Origin of the sequence: Rathayibacter sp. AY1C7 (genome assembly GCF_002931865.1) — a bacterium.
Classification (GTDB): domain Bacteria; phylum Actinomycetota; class Actinomycetes; order Actinomycetales; family Microbacteriaceae; genus Rathayibacter.
On the sequence record NZ_PSWB01000020.1, the window covers coordinates 17,509 to 39,029 of the forward strand.

Below are 21,521 nucleotides of genomic sequence, written 5' to 3' on the forward strand. Positions count from 1 at the left end.
CACGCGTCCCGCAGCCGAGAGAGAGTACGACCCGATGAGCGAACGCGCGTCCACCCGGACCACAGCAGCACGGCACGGCCGCCTGCGCCGCCCGAGCGGCGTGCGCTTCGCCGCGCGGGTCCTCGCGGCCTGCGTGGGCGTCGGCGTGCTCAGCGCGGTCTGCATCGTGGCGATCGCCGCCTCGCTGATCGCCGGGAGCGCGCGTCCCTCCGTCGACCTCGGGATCGACTCGGGCGGGGGCGACGTGCCCGGGATCGGGGCGATCGAGGGCGGCGTCAACATCCTGCTCGCCGGCAGCGACAGCGCCGACGGATCGGCCGCCGGGGCCTACGGCGAGCGTGCCGAGAACCTCAACGACGTCACGATGCTCATGCACATCTCGGCCGACCACTCGACCGTGGAGGTCGTCAGCTTCCCCCGCGACCTCTACGTCCCGATCCCCTCCTGCACCGACCCGGCCACCGGCGCCGTCTCGGACGCGGTGGACTCGGCGAAGATCAACACCTCGCTCGAGGCCGGCGGGCTGGCGTGCACCGTGCAGACGGTCGAGCAGCTGACCGGGCTCGAGATCCCCTACGCGGCGCTCATCCAGTTCGAGGGCGTCATCGAGATGTCGAACGCGGTCGGCGGAGTCGACGTCTGCGTCGCCACCCCGATCCAGGACGAGTACACGGGGTTGAACCTCGACGCGGGCACGCACACGCTCGTCGGCGCCGAGGCGCTGGCGTTCCTCCGCACCCGGCACGGCGTCGGCGACGGCAGCGACCTCACCCGCATCTCGAGCCAGCAGGTGTACCTCTCATCGCTGGTGCGCAAGGTGAAGAGCGCGTCGACGCTCTCGAACCCGGTGAACCTCTACGGCCTCGCGAAGGCGGCCGTCTCGAACATGCAGCTCTCCACCTCGCTCGAGAACGTGAACACCCTCGTGTCGATCGGCCTCGCGGTGAAGGACGTCGACCTCGCGAACGTGGTCTTCGTGCAGTACCCGACCTTCATCGACGGCAACGGCGTGTACCCCAGCGAGGACGCGGCGGCGGCGCTGAACGCGGCGCTCCTCGCCGACCAGCCGATCGCGCTGAGCGGCACCACCGGCGGCGGCTCGCAGTCGACGGGGGAGGAGCCCGGGGCGACCAACGCTCCGGCGGCCACGGAGTCGCCGGCCACCGACGCCCCCGCGACCGACGCCCCCGCGACGAGCGCACCCGACGGGCCGGTCACCCTCCCGAGCGACGTCTCCGGGCAGACCGCACAGCAGGAGACCTGCACGATCGGCCGGCCCCTGTCGGACCAGTAGGCGGCTTCTCGCCTTCCCGCGGAGGGGCGGGCGCCCGTGTCGCGAGGCCCTCGCGGGTGCGGTTATGATGGTCGTCGTGCGTCCGCCAGCGGGCGCTCGGGAGTCGTCGCATAGTCCGGTCGAGTGCACCACCCTGCTAAGGTGGAGAACCCTTTATTGGGTTCCGTGGGTTCAAATCCCACCGACTCCGCATCGTCCGAAGGCCCCGCTCAGGCGGGGCCTTCGTCGTTCCCGGCGGTGACTGCGCCTGCCGCAGTTCCGGCGTCTCCCGGCGGTGCCGGTGTCGCCGCAGTGCCGGGGTCTCGCGGTGCCGGAGCCTTCCGGCCGGTGCTCCGCCGCTCGCGCGCGGCGTCGGCGGCCGATGCGACCCGGCGCCTCAGCCGGCCGGGATCCGCCGCCGATCCGCCGGGCGGGTGCGCTCCCGGAGCGGCTACCCTGATCGGATGCCCAGCCCGATCCTCGACGCCCTGTCCGCCCCTCCCGCGCGGAGGGACGTCGCCTCGATCCGGGGTGCTCTCGCCGAGGTCGCGATCGGCGACTCGGTGCGCGTCCTCGTCCGCTCCCCGCGCTACGGCCTTTACGGGATCGAGGGGGTCGTCCGGCAGGCCGTCGGCGGCGAGCTCGTCGTCGCGGACGTCTTCCTCGGCACGGGGACCGAGATCCAGAGCATCGCCCTGGCTCCGGACGCTGACGAGGTCGGCGGGGAGCGCTCGGCCGAGGGACTCGAGCACGGGGATCCGGTGCGCGTGGCGTTCTCGACTCCGGCGCTCGGGTCGTTCACGATCACGGGCCCGCTGACGGCCGGCGGCCGCGACGGGTTCCTCCTCGTCGGCAGCTGGATCGTCGCGGACGGCGGCGAGCCCGGCCGCCACGTCGACCGCATCGAGCGCCTGACGGACGTCGGCGTCCACGAGAAGCACGTCCCCGGGCGCCGCTCCGCGGTCGAGGAGTAGCCCCTCAGCTCTGGCAGTTCGGGCACCAGTAGGTGACCCGCAGCTGCAGCTCGTCGTCGCCGAGCTCGCCGCGCTCGATCGGAGTGCCGCAGCGCCGGCACGGCTTGCGGTCGCGGCCGTAGACCCAGAGCTGCTGGCCCGGGCGCAGGTTGCCGGTCGTCGTGCGCTCGATCCGCTCGCGGTTCACGGTGATGAGCCGCTTCGCGAGCGCGATGGTGCGCACGAGGTCGCCGCTCCCGCCGACCGGGCGCGTGGGCAGCACGCCGCGCAGGAAGCACAGCTCGGCGCGGTAGACGTTGCCGAGTCCGGCCATGATCCGCTGGTCGAGCAGCGCGAGCCCGATCGGCCGCTCCGGATCGGCGGACAGGCGTCGCAGCGCCTCGTCCGCGTCCCAGTCGGCGCCGAGCAGATCGGGGCCGAGATAGCCGACCACGTCCTCCTCGGCCGAGCGCGGGACGATCTCGAGGAGCCCGAGCTCGAAGCCGACCGCCTGCCAGTCCTCGGTCTCGAGGACGATCCGGGCCTGGAACGCCGGCCGGTGCCACTTCGGCCGCTCGCCCTCGCCGCGGGCGTAGAGGTGCCAGCTCCCCTCCATCTTGAGGTGGGAGTGGATCAGCGCGTCGCCGACCCGCATCAGCAGGTGCTTGCCGCGGGGGACGACCTCGTCGATCGTCTCGCCGGTGAGGTCGACCGTCGCGTACTTCGGCACGCGGACGTCGCACCGGGTCAGGACCTCGCCGTCCAGCGCCTCGGCGAGGTTGTGGGCGGATCGGTAGACGGTGTCACCCTCGGGCACGCGGGCTCCCTCCGGCGCTCACGAGCGCATCCTCAGGCCGCGCGGATTCGCGACGAAGCCGGCGGCGACGAGGGCGTCGCCGAAGGGCGTGCCGAGCGCGAAGACGCCGTCGATCTTCTCGACGGTCAGCTTCTCGACCCCGCGGGAGCGGACGAGCTGCGAGAGGGCGCCGGCCGCGTCGGCGAGGGCCGCCTCGTCGGCGGTGAAGGTGAGGGCGGTCTTGCCGCCGCGCTCGAGGTAGACCGCGAGCGCTCCGTCGACGACGGCGACCAGCGCGCCGGCCTTCCGACCGGGGCGGTGCCCCTCGCCCTGCGGCCACGGCAGAGCGGCGCCGAACGGATTGGCGGGGTCGGTCGCCGCCAGCGCGAGCACCGGTCGTGAGCGCTCCTGCGCCTCGTCCTGCGAGGCGAACGTGCGGAGCCGGTCGACGCTGCCGGCGGTGCCGAACTGCGCTGCTCCCAGCTTCTCGATGAAGTAGCCCCTCCGGGCGCGGCCCTGCTGCTCGAAGCCGCTCAGCACCTTGTAGGCGAGGGCGAAGCCGCCCAGGACGCCCTCGGCCTGCACGGAGCCGCGGGTGACGATCCCGTACCGCTCGAGCAGCGTCTCGCCGAGCGCGTGCCCGCGGATCGTCGCGTCCGACTCCGCGAGCGGCACGATCGACCAGCGGCCGCCGGCGGTCGGCGGCCCCACGCGGGTGGCCATCGTGGGGCGGGCGGTCATCCGGCCCCGGGGCGCGCGGGCGCGGGCGGGGGCGCGCGGCTGGCGGTGGGCGCCGCCGGTCGAGCCGACGAGGGTGCGCAGCGGCGCCAGGGTGTCGTTCGTGACGAGCCCGGCCCAGACCAGCTCCCACAGGGCCTCGACGAGGCCCGCGTCGTCGGTGGAGCCGACCGCGTCGGAGAGCTGGCGGAAGAAGTAGCCGCCGCCCGAGCCGAGCACGCCGACGATCTCCTGCTGGAGCTCGGTCAGGGTCACGGACTCGGCGGCGGGGACGGGGAGGGTCAGCCCTGCCGTGTCGGCGAGATGGAGGCTCACCCAGCCGTCGTTGCCGGGCAGGGTGCCCGCGCCGGCCCAGAGGACCTCGCCGGTCGCGGTGAGCTCGTCGAGCATCGCGGGGGAGTAGTCGCGCACCCGGGCGGGCAGGATCAGCGACTCCCAGGCGGACGCGGGGATGGGCGCGCCGGCCAGCTGGTCGATCACGGAGGCCACGCCGTCGATGCCGCGGAGCGAGCCGCCGACGTGCTGCCAGGCGGGGAGGAAGCGGGCGTACGCGGCCGCGTCCACCGGCTCCACCTCCTTGCGGAGCGCGGCGAGAGAGCGGCTGCGCAGGCGGCGCAGCACCTCGGCATCGCACCACTCGGTCCCGGTGCCTGTGGGGCGGAACTCGCCCTCCGAGACGCGGCGCTCGCCCGCGAGGCGGCGCAGGGTGTCGGTGACGACCGCGACTCCGAGGCCCAGGCGGGTGGCGACGGCGGCGGCGGTGAAGGGGCCGTGGGTGCGCGCGTAGCGGGCGACGAGGTCGCCGAGCGGATCGCGGACCGGGTCGATGAAGGCGACGGGGACGCCGATCGGCAGGGGCACGCCGAGAGCGTCGCGGAGCCGGGAGGCGTCCTCCATCGCGGCGTACCGCTGCTCACCGCCGAGGCCCACGGGCAGGACGCGCTTGGCCTTCACGAGCGCGGCCACGTCGGCCTCGAGCACCGCGCGCTCGATCGCGGGCGCCTTCGCGACGTCCGCCGAGGCGACCGACTCGTCGACCAGGCGCTCCCCGAGCTCGTCGAGCGTCAGCGGGCCGAGCAGCCGGAGCAGGTCGGCGGCGCCCTCGAGCCCGCGGAGGCGGCGCTCGGGCTCGACGCGCTGCAGCTCGCGCTCGATCTGCGCGAGGACGGCCGGGTCGAGCAGCTCGCGCAGCTCCGCCCGGCCGAGCAGCTCGCCGAGGAGCGTCGCGTCGACCGAGAGCGCCGCGGCACGGCGCTCGGCGAGCGGGCTGTCGCCCTCGTACATGAAGGCCGCGACGTAGCCGAAGAGCATGGACCGCGCGAACGGACTGGCGGTCGGCGTCTCGACCTCGAGGATCCGCAGCTCGCGCCCGTCCAGCCGCGCGGCGAGCCGGAGCAGCGCGGGCAGGTCGTAGACGTCCTGGAGGCACTCGCGGACGGTCTCGAGGATGATCGGGAAAGTCGGGTAGGTGCGGGCGACGTCGAGCAGCTGCGCCGCCCGCTGCCGCTGCTGCCAGAGCGGGGAGCGCTTGCCCGGGTTGTACCTCGGGAGCAGGAGCGCCCGCGCCGCGCACTCGCGGAACCGGGCGGCGAAGAGGGCGGAGCCGCCGACCTCGCTCGTGACCAGCTGCTCCAGCTCCTCGCGCTCGAACAGGAACAGCTCGGAGCCCGGCGGCTCCGACTCGGTGTCGGGGATCCGCACGACGATGCCGTCGTCCCCGGCCATCGCCGCTCCGTCGACGCCGTGCCGCTCGCGGACGCGGGCGCCGATGGCGAGCGCCCACGGCGAGTGCACCTGCATCCCGTACGGGGAGTGCAGCACCAGCCGCCAGTCGCCCAGCTCGTCGCGGAAGCGCTCGAGCACGAGGGTGCGGTCGTCCGGGATCTGCCCGGTGGCCAGGCGCTGCTCGTCGAGGAAGGAGAGGAGGTTGTTGGTCGCGTACTCGTCGAGCCCGGCCGCCGTGCAGCGCTCGCGCGCCGTCTCGGGGGCGGCGGCGCCCACCTCGCGGGTGAACGCCCCGATCGCCTCGCCGAGCTCGGCGGGGCGCCCCTGCGAGTCGCCCTTCCAGAACGGGAGGCGCCCGGGCTCGCCGAACGCCGGCGTCACGATCACGCGGTCGTAGGTGATCTCCTGGATGCGCCAGCTGGTGGCTCCGAGCGCGAAGACGTCGCCGACGCGGGACTCGTAGACCATCTCCTCGTCGAGCTCTCCGACGCGGTTGCCGGTCGAGCCCGGCTCGCCGACCATGAACACGCCGAAGAGCCCGCGGTCGGGGATGGTGCCGCCGCTGGTGACGGCGAGGCGCTGGGCGCCGGGCCGGCCGGTGAGCGTGTTCGCGTCGCGGTCCCAGACGAGGCGCGGCCGCAGCTCCGCGAACTGGTCGGAGGGGTAGCGGCCCGAGAGGAGGTCGAGGGTCGCCTCGTAGGCGGAGCGGGGCAGGGACACGAAGGGGGCGCTGCGGCGGACGGTGTCGAACCAGTCGTCCACGTCGAGGCTCTCGAGGGCGGTCGCGGCGACGGTCTGCTGCGCGAGGATGTCGAGCGGGTTCGCGGGGACGGCGATCGCCTCGATCAGGCCCGAGCGCATCCGCTCCGTCGTCACGGCGGAGTGGAGAAGGTCGGCCCGGTGCTTGGGGTAGAAGGACCCGCGCGAGACCTCGCCGACCTGGTGGCCGGCTCGACCCACGCGCTGCAGGGCGCTCGCGACCGAGGGCGGCGTCTCGACCTGGACGACGAGGTCGACCGCGCCCATGTCGATCCCCAGCTCGAGGCTCGAGGTCGCGACCACGCAGCGCAGGCGGCCGGACTTCAGGTCGTCCTCGATGATCGCGCGCTGCTCCTTGCTCACCGAACCGTGGTGGGCGCGGGCGAGCAGCGGCTCCTCGTCGGGCGCGGACTGCCCGCTGCCGCTCGTGCCCCCGGCCGCTCCCATCGCCTCGGCCGGGGAGCGGCGGACGGAGGAGGAGGCCGCCTCGGCGAGCAGGGCCCCGACGGCGACGGGCTCGCCCGCCTCGCGCGCCCGCCCCGCGGCGAGCTCGCGGCGCTCGGCGTAGATCTCGTTGAGCCGGGCGGTCAGCCGCTCGGCGAGACGGCGGGAGTTCGCGAAGACGATGGAGGAGGTGTGCGCGAGGACCCGGTCGACGATCGACTCCTCGACGTGCGGCCAGATCGACCCGCTCTGCGGACCGGTGGCCCCCATCGTCGATCCGTCCTGCGGAGCCGCCGTCCCCAGCTCGGACATGTCCTCGACCGGGACGACGACGCTGAGGTCCCACTGCTTCTCGGACGCCGGAGCCACGATCGCGACCGGGGAGCGGCCGGCGAGGAACCGGGCCACCTCCTCGCGCGGACGCACCGTCGCCGAGAGGCCGATGCGCTGCACCGGCTTCGGGAGCAGGGCGTCGAGCCGCTCGAGGGAGACGGCGAGGTGCGCCCCGCGCTTGGTCGACGCGACCGCGTGGACCTCGTCGACGATGACCGTCTCGACGCCGCGGAGCGACTCGCGCGCCGCCGAGGTGAGCATGAGGTAGAGCGACTCGGGGGTCGTGATCAGGATGTCCGGCGGCGTCTTCTGCAGCACGCGCCGCTCGGCGGCGGGCGTGTCTCCCGACCGCACCCCGACGGTGACCGTGGCCGGCGCGCTGCCGATGCCCTCGGCGCTCAGCCGCAGCGCCGTCTGGGTGACGCCGACGAGCGGCGAGCGGAGGTTGCGCTCGACGTCGACGCCGAGAGCCTTCAGCGGCGAGACGTAGAGCACGCGCGTGCGGTGCTGCGGATCCTCCGGCGGCGGGCCCTGCACGAGCCGGTCGATCGCCCAGAGGAAGGCCGAGAGCGTCTTGCCGGAGCCGGTGGGAGCGACCACGAGGGCGTGCGCTCCACTCGAGATGGCCGACCAGGCGCCCTCCTGGGCGGCGGTCGGCGCCGGGAACGCGCCCTCGAACCACGCGCGCGTGGCGGGGGAGAAGCGCTCGAGGACGTCCGGCATGCATCCATCCTCCCTGCCACCTCCGACATTGCCGGGGCCGCGGCCCGGGGGCGAGCCCTTGACGCGGAGGAGCCCGCCCGTCAGGCGAAGCCGAGACGCACGAACGTGCCGATGTCAGCGAGCTCGGCCTGCCCGACTCCGTGGGCGACGCCCTCGTAGACCCGGGCGTCGAGCGCCGTGTGCTCCGGGAACCAGGCCACGGCGTCCCGCACGAGCTCCTCCGGGATCACCGTGTCGAGCGTCCCGCGGCCCCAGAACACCGGAGGACGCTCGCGGGCGAGCCGCTCGTCCGCGTCGTCGCCCTCGGCGAGCGGGACCACGAACCCGGACAGAGCGACCGCGAAGGCGAAGCGGCCCGGCGCGCGCCGAAGCAGCTGCACCGCCAGCGCGGCGCCCTGGGAGAAGCCCAGCAGCCCCACCGGACCCGGGTGCTCCAAAGCGTCGAGCCACTCGATCACACCCGCCGCCGCCGCCTCGACGGCCTCGGGATCGGCCCGCGGCTCGTCAGGCACCAGCGGCACCCGGAGGGGCCACCACGCGTTCGCCCCGCCGCCCAGGGCGAGAGGCGCCCGGAGGGACGCGAGGACCGGCTCCAGCGGCAGGTAGGCGCCGAGCGAGAACAGGTCCCCCTCGTGCGAGCCGTAGCCGTGCAGCAGCACCAGGAGGGGCCTGCCGACGCGGTCGCGCTCGGAGGAGGACCACAGCACCGCGTTCGCGTCGATTCCCATCGCACCATCATCCCCCTGAGTGCGGGATCGCCGCCGCCGGTCGGAACACCAGCCGCGAAGGGTGAGAATGGCTGCATGAGCGTGCGCACCCCTGACCCGAACTCCGGGTGGCTGTCCGACGACGAACTCGCCGAGATCCGCCGGCGGCTCCCGCTGCTGTACGTGGAGGCCGTGCCCGTCCGGGTCGACGGGCTCGGGCAGGTCACCGAGGTCGGCGTGCTCCTGCGCGCGACCCCCTCCGGCCAGATCACCCGCACGATCGTCTCGGGTCGCGTGATGTACGGCGAGACGCTGCGCGACGCGCTGTTCCGCCACCTCGAGAAGGATCTCGGTCCCATGGCCTTCCCCCTCCTCCCGGCGAGCCCGCTCCCCTTCCACGTCGCCGAGTACTTCCCGATGCCCGGCATGGGACCGTTCACCGACGACCGCCAGCACGCGGTCTCCCTCGCCTACGTCGTCCCCGTCACCGGCACCTGCGACCCCCGCCAGGACGCCCTCGAGCTCACCTGGATGACCCCCGACGAGGCCTGCTCCGACGCGATCTCCGCCGAGATGGAGGGCGGGCGGGGCGCGCTGATCCGCGCCGCGCTCGCTTCCGTCGGCCGCCTGTCCTAGCGGCGCGGATCGGCCGCGGCGCTCCCTTCTGCGCGCCGATAGCGGCGCGCCGCGGTCGGCTCGCAAGCATGGCGGGCCGGCTGGAGCGTCGGGCGTCCGCCTGGACCGATCCGCCGGCACGCGACTCGGCCGTTCGGCTCGTGGATCCGGCGTCCACGGGACCTCTGTGACCGGGCGAGGAGAGGCGGCGCCCCTGCCCGACGACGGCGCAGCAGGGGATCGCCTGATCAGGACGCGGTGAGGACTTCCGGAGCTCCCTGCGCGGGACTCCGCTCGAAGAGGTGAAGCGTGAACGACGAAGGGCCGGGGCCCGCGACCAGTAGTCGCGGGCCCCGGCCCTTCGTGATGTCGGCGCCCTGATCAGGACGAGCGCTGAGGTGCGATCACCGAACGCTCAGCCCCGGTCGCGACACGCTCTGCGCGTCGCGACCGTGCTTGAAGCCGACCGCGGTGCGCCGTTCCGCGGCTCCCTGCGAGGCGAACGGTCGATCCGCGTGCGAGCGGATCGGCCTAGCCGGTCGCGACACGCTCTGCGCGTCGCGACCATGCTTGAAGCCGACCGCGGTGCGCCGCTACGCGGCTGCCCGCGAGGCGAACGGTCGATCCGCGTGTGAGCGGATCGGCCTAGCCGGTCGCGACACGCTCTGCGCGTCGCAACCGTGCTTGAAGCCGACCGCGGTGCGCCGCTCCGCGGCGCACAATCGGACTCAGCCCTGCGCGCGGCGGCCGCCGCGGCGGGCGCCGCCGCCGGCGGACTCGCGGGCGGGAGCGGCCGAGGCCGCTCCGCCGGTCGCGGTGCTGTAGAACGAGCGCGATCCGCCCGAGGTCGAGAGGGCACCGGCGGCCGAGCGGCTGCGGCCTCCGCGGGCGCCGCCGCGGGCGGGTCCCTCGGCGGCGGTGCGGTCGCGGCGGGGGCGGTCGCCTCCGCCGGTCGCGGCACCCGTCGAGCGTCCGCCGCGGGGTGCGGCGGTGCCCTCGGTGCGGGCCGCGCGCTTGCGCTGCGCGTTGGCGCCCTGCGAGCGTCCGCCCTGCGACTGGCCGCGGACGGGCTCGACGACGGCGCTGGGGGTGACGTACGGAGCGACGTCGCCGACGAGCTTCGCGACGGCGGCCGAGTCGGCCGTCACCTGCTGGGGCGCGACCTGGATCGCGGCCTTGCGGAGGAGGGTCTTCACGTCGCTGCGCTGCGTGGGCAGGACGACGGTGACGACGTCTCCCTCGCTGCCGGCGCGGGCGGTGCGGCCCGAGCGGTGCAGGTACGCCTTGTGCTCCATCGGCGGGTCGACGTGGATGACGAGCTCGACGTCGTCGACGTGCACACCGCGGGCGGCGACGTCGGTGGCGACGAGGACCTTGACGGTGCCGGCGCCGAACGCGGCGAGGTTCCGGTCGCGGGCGACCTGCGAGAGGTTGCCGTGCAGGTCGACCGCGGGGATGCCCTGGCCGGTGAGCTGCTTGGCGAGCTTCTTCGCGTGGTGCTTGGTGCGCATGAAGAGGATGCGGCGGCCGGTGCCGGACGCGAGCGTCTTCACGAGAGCGTTCTTGGCGTCGAGGCCGTCGACCTCGAATACGTGGTGGGTCATCAGCGCGACCGGCGAGTTGGCCTCGTCGACCGAGTGGAGCACCTCGTTCTGGAGGTACTTCTTGACCAGCTTGTCCACGCCGTTGTCGAGCGTCGCGGAGAACAGCAGGCGCTGCCCGCCGCGGGGGGTCTTGTCGAGGATGCGCGTGACGACCGGCAGGAAGCCGAGGTCGGCCATGTGGTCGGCCTCGTCGAGCACGGTGATCTCGACGGCGTCGAGGTTCACGAAGCCCTGCTTCATCAGGTCCTCGAGGCGGCCCGGGCAGGCCACGACGATGTCGACGCCCTGCTTGAGCGCGGCGACCTGGCGCTGCTGCGAGACGCCTCCGAAGATCGTGGTGGTGACGATGCCGTACGCGTCGGCGAGGGGCTGCATCGCGGCGGTGATCTGCGTGGCGAGCTCGCGGGTCGGCGCGAGGACGAGTCCGAGCGGGCGGCCGGGGCGGCGGCGTCCGCCGGCGAGCGAGCCGCCGAGTCGGGCGATCATCGGGATGGAGAAGGCGAGGGTCTTGCCGGAGCCGGTCTTGCCGCGGCCGAGGACGTCGCGTCCGCCGAGGGTGTCGGGCAGCGTGTCGACCTGGATCGGGAAGGGCTCGGTGATGCCGCTCGCGGTGAGCGCGGCCACGAGGGGGGCCGGCACGCCGAGGGCGCTGAAGGAGAGGGGGGTGTTCGACATGGAGTGGTGCCTTTCGGGGGCATCATGCCGATCGAGGACGCGCGGGCGGTGGCCGGGGCGCGGGTGATCGGCGTTCGGGCGAAGGTGACGGTGGTCACATCCGTTCGCCGTACGATTCGGTGCGCGCGGCCGGGGGCCTCATGCACGTGCGCCAGATGGTCGGGACGGATCCTCGACGGTCAGAGTCCTAGGGGACAAGGGGCGTTCTACGACGCGGGGGAGCGCAGTCGCTGCGCTCGCACCATCCCACTCTAGTGGATGCCGATCCATCCGCGCATCGCGGCCTGCACGCGGGAGCCGTCGCGGTCGCTCAGCTTGGTCCCGACGAAGTCGCCCGCCCAGTCCGAGGTCTGCACGCGGAAGGCCGGCTCCGGGTCGCGCAGGGTCTTCAGGATGACGGCGGCGACGTCGGACGGGTCCTGCGCGTGGGTCGAGGAGAAGGACGACGCGGCGCGGTCGAGGTAGGCGCCGAGCGCCGGCGAGTAGGGGCCGGCCTGCGCGAGCATCGCCGCCGCGTCGATGCCGACGTTCTCGACGAAGCTGCTGCGGACCGCTCCCGGCTCGATCAGCGACACGTGGACGCCGACGGAGGCGGCGACCGGGGCGAGCGCCTCGAAGAACCCCTCGACCGCGAACTTCGCCGCGCAGTAGTCCTCGTTGAACGGCTGCCCGATCGCGCCGCCGACGCTCGAGACGGTGACGATGCGACCGCGGGACGAGCGCAGCATCGGCATCGCGGCGCGGGTGACCGCGACGGTGCCGAAGAAGTTGACCTCCATCACGCGGCGCAGCTCCTCCGGATCCTCCAGCTCGAGGGTGCCGAGGTGGCCGGCTCCGGCGTTGTTCACGAGGGCGTCGAGACCGCCGAGCTCCTCCTCCACGGCGCGGAGGCAGCCGGCGACGGAGTCCGCGTCGGTCACGTCGAGCGCCCGCAGGTCGAGCTCGACGCGGGCCTCGGCGGCGGCGGCGCGCAGGCCCTCCGCCCGCTCCGGATCCCGCACGGTGGCGACCACCCGCCAGCCCGCGCGCGCGGCCTCGATCGCGGTGGCGCGGCCGATGCCGGTGGAGGTTCCGGTGACGAGGAGGACGGGACGGGGCATGCGGCTTTCCTGCTTTCCGGCCCACGACGGCGCCGCCCGGAGGCTATCGGCCGCCCCTCCGAGAACGTCCAGGGTCGGTGTCAGCCCCGGTAGCGCTCGCCGACCGGCACCTCGACCGGCAGCCGGTTGCCCGCCTGGGCGAGCGGGCAGGCCCAGGCCGGGTCGTAGGCGCAGGAGGGGTTGTAGGCGAAGTTGAAGTCGAGGACCAGCGTCCCCGGGGCGGAGCCCGGACCGAGGTCGGCGCCCTTCACGGTGTCCAGGAGGTAGCGGCCACCGCCGTAGGTGCCGCCGGGTGTCCCCGCGAGGGCGTCCTTGACCGGCAGGAACAGGCCTCCGCCGTAGGACGCGAGGCGCCAGACGTCGAGGCTGCCGGCGTCCGGCACCTCGACCGTGCCGATCAGCTCGAAGGGGACGGTGCCGTCGGTGCCGGTCTCCACGTCCATCCGCCGCGCCTCCTCGGCGGGGGCCACCTCGAGCTCGAAGCGCCAGGCCGCGTCGTAGGGCGCGATCGGCAGCGAGCGGAAGTGCGCACGGTCGGCCGGGAGGAGGGGGGTGGAGGGGTGCTGCGCGAAGAGCGCGTTGCGCCCGCGGATCCAGGACGCGTGCGCGGCGAGCAGGTCCACGTTCGAGAGCCGGCGCACCTCCGCGTAGAGGGCCTGGACGTGGCGGCGCCAGTCCGACACCTCGACCGCGTTCGTGAGGCGGCGGCGGGGCGAGACGCCGTCGTCGTCCTGCTCCTCCTCGTCGGCGGAGGGCCACTGGAGGCGCAGGAGCTCCGAGCGCGACAGCTCGGTCTCCTCCTCGGCGACACCGTCGGGGCTCATGCGGCGGACTCCCCGCGCGGGCGGGTGTCGGCACCGACATCGTGGCGCCAGGACGGGGCGAGGGAGCGGATGCGGATGCCGCGCCACTGCCAGAACGCCCACATCGACGGCCAGAGCGCGGCCGAGGCGAGGCCCGCCGAGAACTCGAGGCGGTCGCGGAAGAGCGTGCGCCCGTCGGGGAGCGGGGCGACGGCCATGCGGTGGTCCCACGCGGTGATCAGTCGGAGGGAGCCGGTGAGGGGCCCGCCGCTGTCGCGCAGGATCCGCACGTCGGGCATCGAGGGGACGCGGCGGTAGGAGAGGTCGATCTCCTGCGCGCCCATCGGCACGATCCCGAGGGCGTCCATCGCGACCTCGTGGGAGCCGAGCCCCCAGGTCGGGCGGAAGCCGCCCTCGTCCAGCGACGCGGCGGTCAGGAGCGGGGACATCACCTCCCGGAACACGGCCGGACTCTGCAGGGCGCGCCAGGCGGAGTCGGCGTCGGTGTCGAGCACGTGCTTGAGCATCACCTTCACGAGGGACATCCTCCTCCGCCCGCCCCTGCGCGGGAACCGGGTGCGCGCGGAGCCCCGGACGTGTATGCGCCTCCGGTGCTCGCTACCGTGTCAGGGTGACCGCTCCCGCCGCCTCCGTCGACCAGTCGACCTACCAGATCCGCTTCGAGTGGGGGGCCCGCGCCCTCCGCGTGCTCGCCCCCGCCCACGTCACGGTGCTCGTCGACGCTCTGCCCGGAGGCGAGAGCCCCGACCTCGGGGGAGTGGAGGGCCGCGTCGTCCGCGCGGGCCTGGCCGACCGCTCGGCCGTCGCCCGCTGGATCCTGGAGCGCCAGCACGAGAACGGCGGGCGGACCAGCGTCAACGTGATCGCACTCGGCGACGTCGACGACAGCGGAGCGGCGCGGTTCGCGATGGAGGACCAGCTGGCGGCCGGCGCCGTCGTCGACGCGCTCATCGGGCTGGGCATCGACCACGTCTCGCCCGAGGCCGCGGTGGCCTGCGCGTCCTACGAGGGCCTGCGCCGGGCGTGCGCGCATCTGCTCACCGCGTCCGAGTCCGGCCGCCTGCTCGCCGCCGAGGGGCGGGCGGACGAGGTCCGGGCCGCTGCCCGGGTCGACACCGTCGACGAGGTGGCGGTCCTCCGCTGACCCGCCGCTCCGGCGGGCGCGGCCTCCGAGCGGTGCAGGGCGTCCGCGGAGCGCACAAGCCCCTGCGGATCCGAGCCGCCGCCTCGACCACTCGCCCGCCCCCGGCGTAGCGTTCGGCGGAGGCGGTCCCTCCGCCCCCGCCCCGACCGAAAGCTGGCCCGCATGAAAGCCGTCCTCAACGACGTCGTCCTCGCCGACGCCCCCGACTCCGACCTGATCTCGATCGAGGGCAACTGGTACTTCCCGCCGTCGAGCATCGCCGAGGGCGTGCTCGTCGAGAGCCCCACGCCCTACACCTGCCCGTGGAAGGGCGAGTGCCAGTACTTCTCGGTGCAGACCGGCGACGGCCTGCAGAAGGACAAGGCCTGGTCGTACCCGCACCCTTACCCGACGGCGTTCGACCGCGTCGGCAAGGACTTCTCGGGCTACGTCGCCTTCGACCGCTCGGTCCGCGTCTCCGACTGACCCGTCCCGCCGCGGTGCCGCTCCCGGTGCCGCGGCGGTGCGTCAGCCGCGCGGTGCGTCAGCCGCGCGGTGCGTCAGCCGCGCGGGGCGGCGGCGCGCGCCCGGTACGCCCGGACCTTCGACCGGTTCCCGCAGCGCTGCATCGAGCACCAGCGGCGCGAGCCGGCGCGGGACGTGTCGAGGTAGAGCATCCGGCACTCCGGATCCGCGCAGCGCCTCAGCCGTCCGGCCACGGCCGGGCCCAGCAGCCCCACGGCCTCCCGGGCGATGGACGCGAGCGCCTGCCTGCCCGCCGCATGGAGCCGTCCTGCCTGCCGCGACCCTCCGCCCAGCACCGGTGGGATGTCGGGCATCGCCGCGACCAGGTTGACCACGTCGACGTCGCGCGGGTCGAGCGCGGTGCCGGCCTCGGCCGCGACGGCCAGCCGGGCGATCGCGCCTCGGAGCATCAGCGCGTCGTCGAGGCGCGCGTCCCGGCTCTCGGGGCCGACCGCCTCGAAGCGCTCGGCGAGCCAGGCGGCCAGGGCGGCATCGGAGTCGAGGTGCTCGGCCGCTCCCGGAGGCAGTGCTCCGGTCGTGGCGAAGTCGAGCGCGAGGCTTCCGGAGTCGAACCACCAGCGCCGGCCGTCGGCCTCGGGGAGCCACTGCCCGGTGACCGGCGTGCGGCCGCCGTGAGAGGCCTCGTCCGGGGTCACGGCGCCGGGACCGGTCGGCGCCGCCACTGGATCGCGTTCGCGGGCTCGAACCGGCGCGCGCAGCGGCCGCAGGCCAGGGGCCGGGTGGGCCGGCGATGGCGGTAGAAGAGGTGTCCGCCCGGGCAGGTGCCGACCCACGGCGCGAGCTCGTCCGCGGTCGGGTTGCTGTGGGTGCGCGATCCCGTGTAGCCGAGCCGTGCCGCGATCCGCCGCCACGGCGGTCCGTGCCCGGCGTCGGGCCCGGCGAGCGCGTGCGCGACCTCGTGCAGGAGGGTCTGCCGGACCTCCTCGTCGCTCCAGCGGGCGGCGAGGTGGCGCGAGACCGTGATCCGGCGGCGCGTCCAGTGGCAGGCGCCGCCGCGGGTGCGCGCGTGGTCGAGCGCGAAGGACCAGGAGGGGTCGAGGTGCTCCTCGATCAGCGCGTCGGCCCAGCGGGCCACGTCCTCGAGATCGGCCACCGGTGGCGCTTCCTAGGACTCGTCGCCGTCGGCGCGGCGGCGGCCGCGGGCGGTGCCGTCGGTGCGGGCTTCGCGGTCGGTCCCGTCCTGGAACTCGGAGGCGGCGGCGTAGCCCAGGCGTGCGACCTCGAGCTCCTCCTCGGGGACCCCGACGCGCTCGCCGAGGGCGGTCGCGGCGTCGAAGTCGCGCATCGCCCGGCCGTACTCGCCCAGCTCGAAGAAGGTGAGGCCGCGGTGCTTGAGCGCGAAGGAGTGCTCGAGGTGCCACTCGTGCGTGCGCGCCTCCTCGACGCAGAGCGCGAGCTCCGAGAGGGCCTCGTCGGTGCGGCCCCGCAGCTGCATGAGGCGGGCGCGGCGGACGCGGGCGGTGAGCAGCTCGGCGCGGTCGCCGGAGAAGCGGGTGCGGCGGACGGCCTCGTTCGCGAGGTCCCACGCCTCGTCGACGCGCCCGAGCAGGCGCAGCAGCTCCGCCTTCTCGGTGAGCGCGGCGAGGCTGCGTAGCGCGCCGATCTCCTCCAGGCGCTCCTGGGCGGCGTCGACGTCGATCTCCTCGTGGAGGGTCGCGGGGTCGTGGCGGATGATGATGCTCAGGGCGATGCTTCCTCGTGGAGTGCGGATCCGGATCGTCGCGCGCGGCGGACGAGAGGACGGTCGGGGTCGCTGACCCCGGCGTCGAGTGTACCGGCGGGTCCCCGGACGGCGCCCCGACGCGCGGCCCGGGTCAGCCCCGTCGCACCTGGAAGATGCTCCGCGCCGGCAGCGGCGACGGGGTGGCGGTCTCGTCCGTGACGACGAGGGCGCCGGCGATGAAGTTCTCGAGCTCCCGCCCCTGCACCAGCTTGGAGGGCGCGGGGTCGGAGGCGAGGCGCCGCGGCAGGCCGTCGAGCGGCAGCGGATCGGCCGAGGCGAGCATCACCACGTTCCCGAAGCGCTTGGCCTTGAGCATCTGGGTGTCGGTCATGATCGCGGTGTGCGCGAAGACGGAGGCGAGCGTCGCGGCCTGGGCGCGGGCGAAGGCGAGCGCGCCGCCGTCGGCCACGTTCACCGCGACCAGGCCGCCGGGGGCGAGCAGCGGCGCGATCGCCCCGTAGAACTCGGCGCTGGTCACGTGCGCGGGAGTGCGCGCGCCCGAGAAGATGTCGACGACGACCACGTCGACGGTGCCGCGCAGCCCGGGCGGCAGCTTGCCGAGCACCTCGCGGGCGTCGCCCTGGCGGATGCGGATCTGCGCCCCGCGGGGGAGCGGGAGCGCCTCGCGCACCAGCTCGACCAGAGCGCCCTCGATCTCGACGACCTGCTGGCGCGAGCCCGGCCGGGTCGCGGCGACGTAGCGGGGGAGGGTCAGCGCTCCGGCGCCCAGGTGGAGCGCCGTGACCCTCTCGCCCTCGGGGGCGACGAGGTCGATCGCGTGGCCGATCCGGCGGACGTACTCGAACGAGAGGTGCGTCGGATCCGCGAGGTCGACGTGCGACTGCGGAGTGCCGTCGACGACCAGGGTCGCCGCCTCGGGCGAGTGGCGGTCGGGCTCGATCCGCGCGGTGTACCCGCTGGCGAGCACGGCGCGGGGGTGCTCGGAGTCGTCTCCGCGTCGGCGGCCGGTGCGTTCCTGCATCCGACCAGTCTGCCGCGGCGGCGGGACGGCGGGGCTCCGCGCCCGGCCCGGTCGGATCGATCCGGGAGGCCGTGGCCTCGTATACCGGACCCCGCGGGGCGGCGCAAGCATCCGCACTTGCGCGGCGTGGCGCGATGCGGCTATATTCGTACTTTGCGCTCCCGAGTACCCATGCCCTCATATCGCGGTCGGCAGGTCACCGGAACCCGGCATCAGATGGTGGATGCCGTTGCCACACTCTAGCCCCGCCCCCAAGACCGAGTCGCCTCGGTCCGCACGGCGTGCGGGCAGGGGTGGCGGCCCGTCCGGCGGGAGCCCACTCCACACATCCCACAGATTGAGACCCGCGAGGGTCTACGGAGGTTCCTTCCTTGGCTGCTGCGTCCACCGCGACCACCACCTCACCCAAGAACGGACGCGGAGCTTCGCGTCTCTCGTTCGCCAAGATCAGCGACACCCTGACCGTTCCGGATCTGCTCGCGCTGCAGACCGAGAGCTTCGACTGGCTCGTCGGCTCGGAGGCGTGGAAGACCCGCGTCGCCGAGGCGAAGGCCGCCGGCCGGGAGGACCTCCCCGCCAACTCCGGCCTCGACGAGATCTTCGAGGAGATCTCCCCGATCGAGGACCTCAGCGAGACGATGCAGCTGAGCTTCACGAACCCGTACCTCGAGCCCGAGAAGTACACGATCGAGGAGTGCAAGGAGCGCGGCAAGACCTACGCCGCTCCGCTGTACGTCGAGGCCGAGTTCATGAACCACCTCACGGGTGAGATCAAGACCCAGACGGTCTTCATGGGCGACTTCCCGCTGATGACCGAGAAGGGCACGTTCATCATCAACGGCACCGAGCGTGTCGTCGTGTCCCAGCTCGTGCGCAGCCCCGGCGTCTACTTCGAGCGCCAGCAGGAGAAGACGTCCGACAAGGACATCTACTCCGCCCGCGTCATCCCGAGCCGCGGCGCCTGGCTCGAGTTCGAGATCGACAAGCGCGACCAGGTCGGCGTGCGCATCGACCGCAAGCGCAAGCAGTCGGTCACCGTGTTCCTCAAGGCCCTCGGCCTGACGAGCGAGGAGATCCTCGAGCAGTTCGCCGGCTACGAGTCGATCGAGCTGACCCTCGAGAAGGACAACATCCTCACCAAGGAGGACGCCCTCCGCGACATCTACCGCAAGCTCCGTCCGGGCGAGCAGGTCGCCGCCGAGGCCGCCCGCGCGCTGCTGGACAACTTCTACTTCAACTCCAAGCGCTACGACCTCGCGAAGGTCGGCCGCTACAAGATCAACCGCAAGCTCGGCATCGACAAGGCGCTGTCCGACTCGGTGCTCACGGTCGAGGACATCATCGCGACCATCAAGTACCTGGTCGCCCTGCACGACGGCCGCACCGCCCTCCCCGGCGTGCGCGACGGCGAGCCGGTCGAGCTGCGTCTCGACGTCGACGACATCGACCACTTCGGCAACCGCCGCATCCGCGCGGTCGGCGAGCTGATCCAGAACCAGGTCCGCACCGGACTGTCCCGCATGGAGCGCGTCGTCCGCGAGCGCATGACCACGCAGGACATCGAGGCGATCACCCCGCAGACCCTGATCAACGTGCGCCCCGTCGTCGCCGCGATCAAGGAGTTCTTCGGGACCAGCCAGCTGTCGCAGTTCATGGACCAGAACAACCCGCTCGCGGGTCTGACCCACAAGCGCCGCCTGTCGGCGCTCGGCCCCGGCGGACTCTCCCGTGAGCGCGCCGGCGTCGAGGTCCGCGACGTCCACCCCTCGCACTACGGCCGCATGTGCCCGATCGAGACCCCGGAAGGCCCGAACATCGGCCTGATCGGATCGCTCGCGTCCTTCGCTCGCATCAACTCGTTCGGCTTCATCGAGACCCCGTACCGCAAGGTCGTCGACGGCACCGTCACCTCGCAGATCGACTACCTCACCGCGTCCGAGGAGGACGAGTACCTGGTCGCCCAGGCGAACGCCCCCCTCACGAAGGACTTCCGCTTCGCGGAGGGCAAGGTCCTGGTCCGCCCCAAGGGCGGAGAGGTCGAGCTCGTCGACGCCGAGCGCGTCCACTACATGGACGTCTCGCCGCGCCAGATGGTCTCGGTCGCGACCTCGCTGATCCCGTTCCTCGAGCACGACGACGCGAACCGCGCGCTCATGGGCGCGAACATGCAGCGTCAGGCCGTCCCGCTGCTGCGCAGCGAGTCGCCCGTCGTCGGAACCGGCATGGAGGGCTTCGCGGCCATCGACGCCGGCGACGTCATCACCGCCGACAAGGCCGGTGTCGTCCAGGAGGTCTCCGCCGACTCCGTCACCGTCCAGCTGGACGAGGGCGGCACGCAGACCTACTTCCTCCGCAAGTTCGACCGCTCCAACCAGGGCACCTCGTACAACAACCGCGTGGTCGTCTCGGCCGGCGAGCGCATCGAGGTCGGCGAGGTCGTCGCCGACGGCCCCGCCACCGAGAACGGCGAGCTCGCGCTGGGCAAGAACCTGCTCGTCGCGTTCATGCCGTGGGAGGGCCACAACTTCGAGGACGCGATCATCCTCAGCCAGAACCTGGTGAAGGACGACGTCCTCTCCTCGATCCACATCGAGGAGTACGAGGTCGACGCCCGCGACACCAAGCTCGGCAAGGAGGAGATCACCCGCGACCTCCCCAACGTCAGCCCGGAGCTCCTGGCCGACCTGGACGAGCGCGGCATCATCCGCATCGGCGCCGAGGTCCGCCCCGGCGACATCCTCGTCGGCAAGGTCACGCCCAAGGGCGAGACCGAGCTCTCGGCCGAGGAGCGCCTGCTCCGCGCGATCTTCAACGAGAAGAGCCGCGAGGTCCGCGACACGTCGCTGAAGGTGCCCCACGGCGAGCAGGGCACGATCATCGGCGTCAAGGTGTTCGACGCGCAGGACGGCGACGACGAGCTCGGCTCGGGCGTCAACCAGCGCGTGGTCGTCTACATCGCCCAGAAGCGCAAGATCACCGAGGGCGACAAGCTCGCCGGCCGCCACGGCAACAAGGGCGTCATCTCGAAGATCCTGCCGGTCGAGGACATGCCGTTCCTCGCCGACGGCACCCCGGTCGACATCGTCCTCAACCCGCTCGGCGTCCCCGGCCGCATGAACTTCGGCCAGGTCCTCGAGATCCACCTCGGGTGGATCGCGAAGCAGGGCTGGAAGGTCGAGGGTCAGCCGGAGTGGGCCGCGCGCCTGCCCGAGCACGCCCGCGAGGCGGCGCCCGGCACCAAGGTCGCGACCCCCGTCTTCGACGGCGCGGCTGAGGAGGAGCTCGCAGGGCTCCTCGACTCCACCACCCCGACGCGCGACGGAGAGCGCCTGATCGGCTCGTCCGGCAAGACGCAGCTGTTCGACGGCCGCTCCGGGGAGCCCTTCCCGGACCCGGTCTCGGTCGGCTACATGTACATCCTGAAGCTGCACCACCTCGTCGACGACAAGATCCACGCGCGCTCGACGGGCCCGTACTCGATGATCACCCAGCAGCCGCTCGGTGGTAAGGCGCAGTTCGGCGGACAGCGCTTCGGCGAGATGGAGGTGTGGGCCCTCGAGGCCTACGGCGCCGCCTACGCCCTCCAGGAGCTCCTCACCATCAAGTCGGACGACATCCTCGGCCGCGTGAAGGTGTACGAGGCCATCGTCAAGGGCGAGAACATCCAGGAGCCCGGCATCCCGGAGTCCTTCAAGGTCCTCATCAAGGAGATGCAGTCCCTGTGCCTGAACGTCGAGGTCCTCTCGGCCGACGGCACCGCGGTCAGCCTGCGCGACACCGATGACGAGGTCTACCGCGCCGCGGAAGAGCTCGGCATCAACATCTCCTCCCGGTTCGAGTCGTCCTCCGTCGACGACATCTGATCCGCGCCAGCATCT

The 21,521-nt window shown here is 73.4% G+C and carries 17 protein-coding genes and 1 tRNA gene; 7 read left to right on the top strand and 11 right to left on the bottom strand.

The features are described from left to right. Window positions 1-34: 34 nt before the first annotated feature. From C5C69_RS11445 to C5C69_RS11455, 3 genes are all read left to right on the top strand, one after another. Window positions 35-1,294 (top strand): LCP family protein, encoded by a 1,260-nt coding sequence (locus tag C5C69_RS11445; protein WP_104233938.1) that lies wholly within the window; start codon window positions 35-37, stop codon window positions 1,292-1,294. A 99-nt stretch (window positions 1,295-1,393) separates the two neighbouring features. Then, window positions 1,394-1,484 (top strand) — tRNA-Ser (locus C5C69_RS11450). Window positions 1,485-1,737: 253 nt separating this feature from the next. Next, window positions 1,738-2,247: a hypothetical protein gene (locus C5C69_RS11455; protein WP_104233937.1), complete on the top strand. Its 510-nt coding sequence runs from the start codon at window positions 1,738-1,740 to the stop codon at window positions 2,245-2,247. Between the two features lie 4 nt (window positions 2,248-2,251). Here the strand turns inward: C5C69_RS11455 and C5C69_RS11460 are convergent, their stop codons facing one another. The 3 genes from C5C69_RS11460 to C5C69_RS11470 all read right to left on the bottom strand — a co-directional run bounded on the left by C5C69_RS11460 (window position 2,252) and on the right by C5C69_RS11470 (window position 8,472). Then, window positions 2,252-3,043 carry a DNA-formamidopyrimidine glycosylase family protein gene (locus tag C5C69_RS11460; protein WP_104233936.1) on the bottom strand — a complete coding sequence of 264 codons (792 nt, stop codon included), beginning with the start codon at window positions 3,041-3,043 and terminating at the stop codon, window positions 2,252-2,254. An 18-nt stretch (window positions 3,044-3,061) separates the two neighbouring features. After that, window positions 3,062-7,744 carry an ATP-dependent helicase gene (locus C5C69_RS11465; protein ID WP_104233935.1) on the bottom strand — a complete coding sequence of 1,561 codons (4,683 nt, stop codon included), beginning with the start codon at window positions 7,742-7,744 and terminating at the stop codon, window positions 3,062-3,064. An 80-nt stretch (window positions 7,745-7,824) separates the two neighbouring features. Further along, window positions 7,825-8,472 (bottom strand): alpha/beta hydrolase, encoded by a 648-nt coding sequence (locus C5C69_RS11470; RefSeq protein WP_104233934.1) that lies wholly within the window; start codon window positions 8,470-8,472, stop codon window positions 7,825-7,827. Window positions 8,473-8,547: 75 nt separating this feature from the next. Between C5C69_RS11470 and C5C69_RS11475 the strand changes: the two genes are divergently transcribed. After that, window positions 8,548-9,087: an NUDIX hydrolase family protein gene (locus C5C69_RS11475; protein WP_104225113.1), complete on the top strand. Its 540-nt coding sequence runs from the start codon at window positions 8,548-8,550 to the stop codon at window positions 9,085-9,087. A gap of 707 nt (window positions 9,088-9,794) precedes the next feature. Here C5C69_RS11475 and C5C69_RS11480 read toward each other — a convergent pair. The 4 genes from C5C69_RS11480 to C5C69_RS11495 all read right to left on the bottom strand — a co-directional run bounded on the left by C5C69_RS11480 (window position 9,795) and on the right by C5C69_RS11495 (window position 13,793). After that, the gene (locus C5C69_RS11480) at window positions 9,795-11,345 is read right to left on the bottom strand and encodes a DEAD/DEAH box helicase (RefSeq protein ID WP_104233933.1); all 1,551 of its coding nucleotides are present in this window, start codon (window positions 11,343-11,345) and stop codon (window positions 9,795-9,797) included. A gap of 251 nt (window positions 11,346-11,596) precedes the next feature. After that, on the bottom strand, window positions 11,597-12,445 hold the full coding sequence (locus tag C5C69_RS11485) for an SDR family oxidoreductase (protein WP_104233932.1): 849 nt from the start codon (window positions 12,443-12,445) through the stop codon (window positions 11,597-11,599). An 80-nt stretch (window positions 12,446-12,525) separates the two neighbouring features. Beyond that, window positions 12,526-13,269, bottom strand: a complete 744-nt coding sequence (locus tag C5C69_RS11490; RefSeq protein ID WP_104233931.1) for a DUF1684 domain-containing protein — start codon at window positions 13,267-13,269, stop codon at window positions 12,526-12,528. Then, window positions 13,266-13,793, bottom strand: a complete 528-nt coding sequence (locus C5C69_RS11495; protein WP_104238079.1) for a hypothetical protein — start codon at window positions 13,791-13,793, stop codon at window positions 13,266-13,268. Before C5C69_RS11495 ends, C5C69_RS11490 begins: the two co-directional genes overlap by 4 nt. A gap of 86 nt (window positions 13,794-13,879) precedes the next feature. On the opposite strand from C5C69_RS11495, the gene C5C69_RS11500 reads away from it, so the two are divergent. Both C5C69_RS11500 and C5C69_RS11505 read left to right on the top strand, forming a co-directional pair. Continuing rightward, complete coding sequence (locus tag C5C69_RS11500) at window positions 13,880-14,413, top strand: 2-phosphosulfolactate phosphatase (protein ID WP_104233930.1); 534 nt, start codon at window positions 13,880-13,882, stop codon at window positions 14,411-14,413. A 162-nt stretch (window positions 14,414-14,575) separates the two neighbouring features. Next, window positions 14,576-14,878: a DUF427 domain-containing protein gene (locus C5C69_RS11505; RefSeq protein WP_104224584.1), complete on the top strand. Its 303-nt coding sequence runs from the start codon at window positions 14,576-14,578 to the stop codon at window positions 14,876-14,878. A 74-nt stretch (window positions 14,879-14,952) separates the two neighbouring features. Here the strand turns inward: C5C69_RS11505 and C5C69_RS11510 are convergent, their stop codons facing one another. From C5C69_RS11510 to C5C69_RS11525, 4 genes are all read right to left on the bottom strand, one after another. After that, window positions 14,953-15,573 (bottom strand): CGNR zinc finger domain-containing protein, encoded by a 621-nt coding sequence (locus C5C69_RS11510; protein ID WP_104233951.1) that lies wholly within the window; start codon window positions 15,571-15,573, stop codon window positions 14,953-14,955. Continuing rightward, entirely contained in the window at window positions 15,570-16,031 is a 462-nt protein-coding gene (locus C5C69_RS11515; RefSeq protein WP_104233929.1) for a SprT-like domain-containing protein, read from the bottom strand. The genes C5C69_RS11510 and C5C69_RS11515 overlap by 4 nt, the downstream gene beginning before the upstream one ends. A 12-nt stretch (window positions 16,032-16,043) precedes the next feature. Further along, entirely contained in the window at window positions 16,044-16,373 is a 330-nt protein-coding gene (locus tag C5C69_RS16995; RefSeq protein ID WP_181027192.1) for a hypothetical protein, read from the bottom strand. A gap of 379 nt (window positions 16,374-16,752) precedes the next feature. Continuing rightward, on the bottom strand, window positions 16,753-17,643 hold the full coding sequence (locus C5C69_RS11525) for a spermidine synthase (RefSeq protein WP_104233928.1): 891 nt from the start codon (window positions 17,641-17,643) through the stop codon (window positions 16,753-16,755). A 371-nt stretch (window positions 17,644-18,014) separates the two neighbouring features. On the opposite strand from C5C69_RS11525, the gene rpoB reads away from it, so the two are divergent. Beyond that, on the top strand, window positions 18,015-21,506 hold the full coding sequence (gene rpoB, locus C5C69_RS11530) for a DNA-directed RNA polymerase subunit beta (protein WP_104224581.1): 3,492 nt from the start codon (window positions 18,015-18,017) through the stop codon (window positions 21,504-21,506). The last annotated feature ends 15 nt before the right edge of the window (window positions 21,507-21,521 follow it).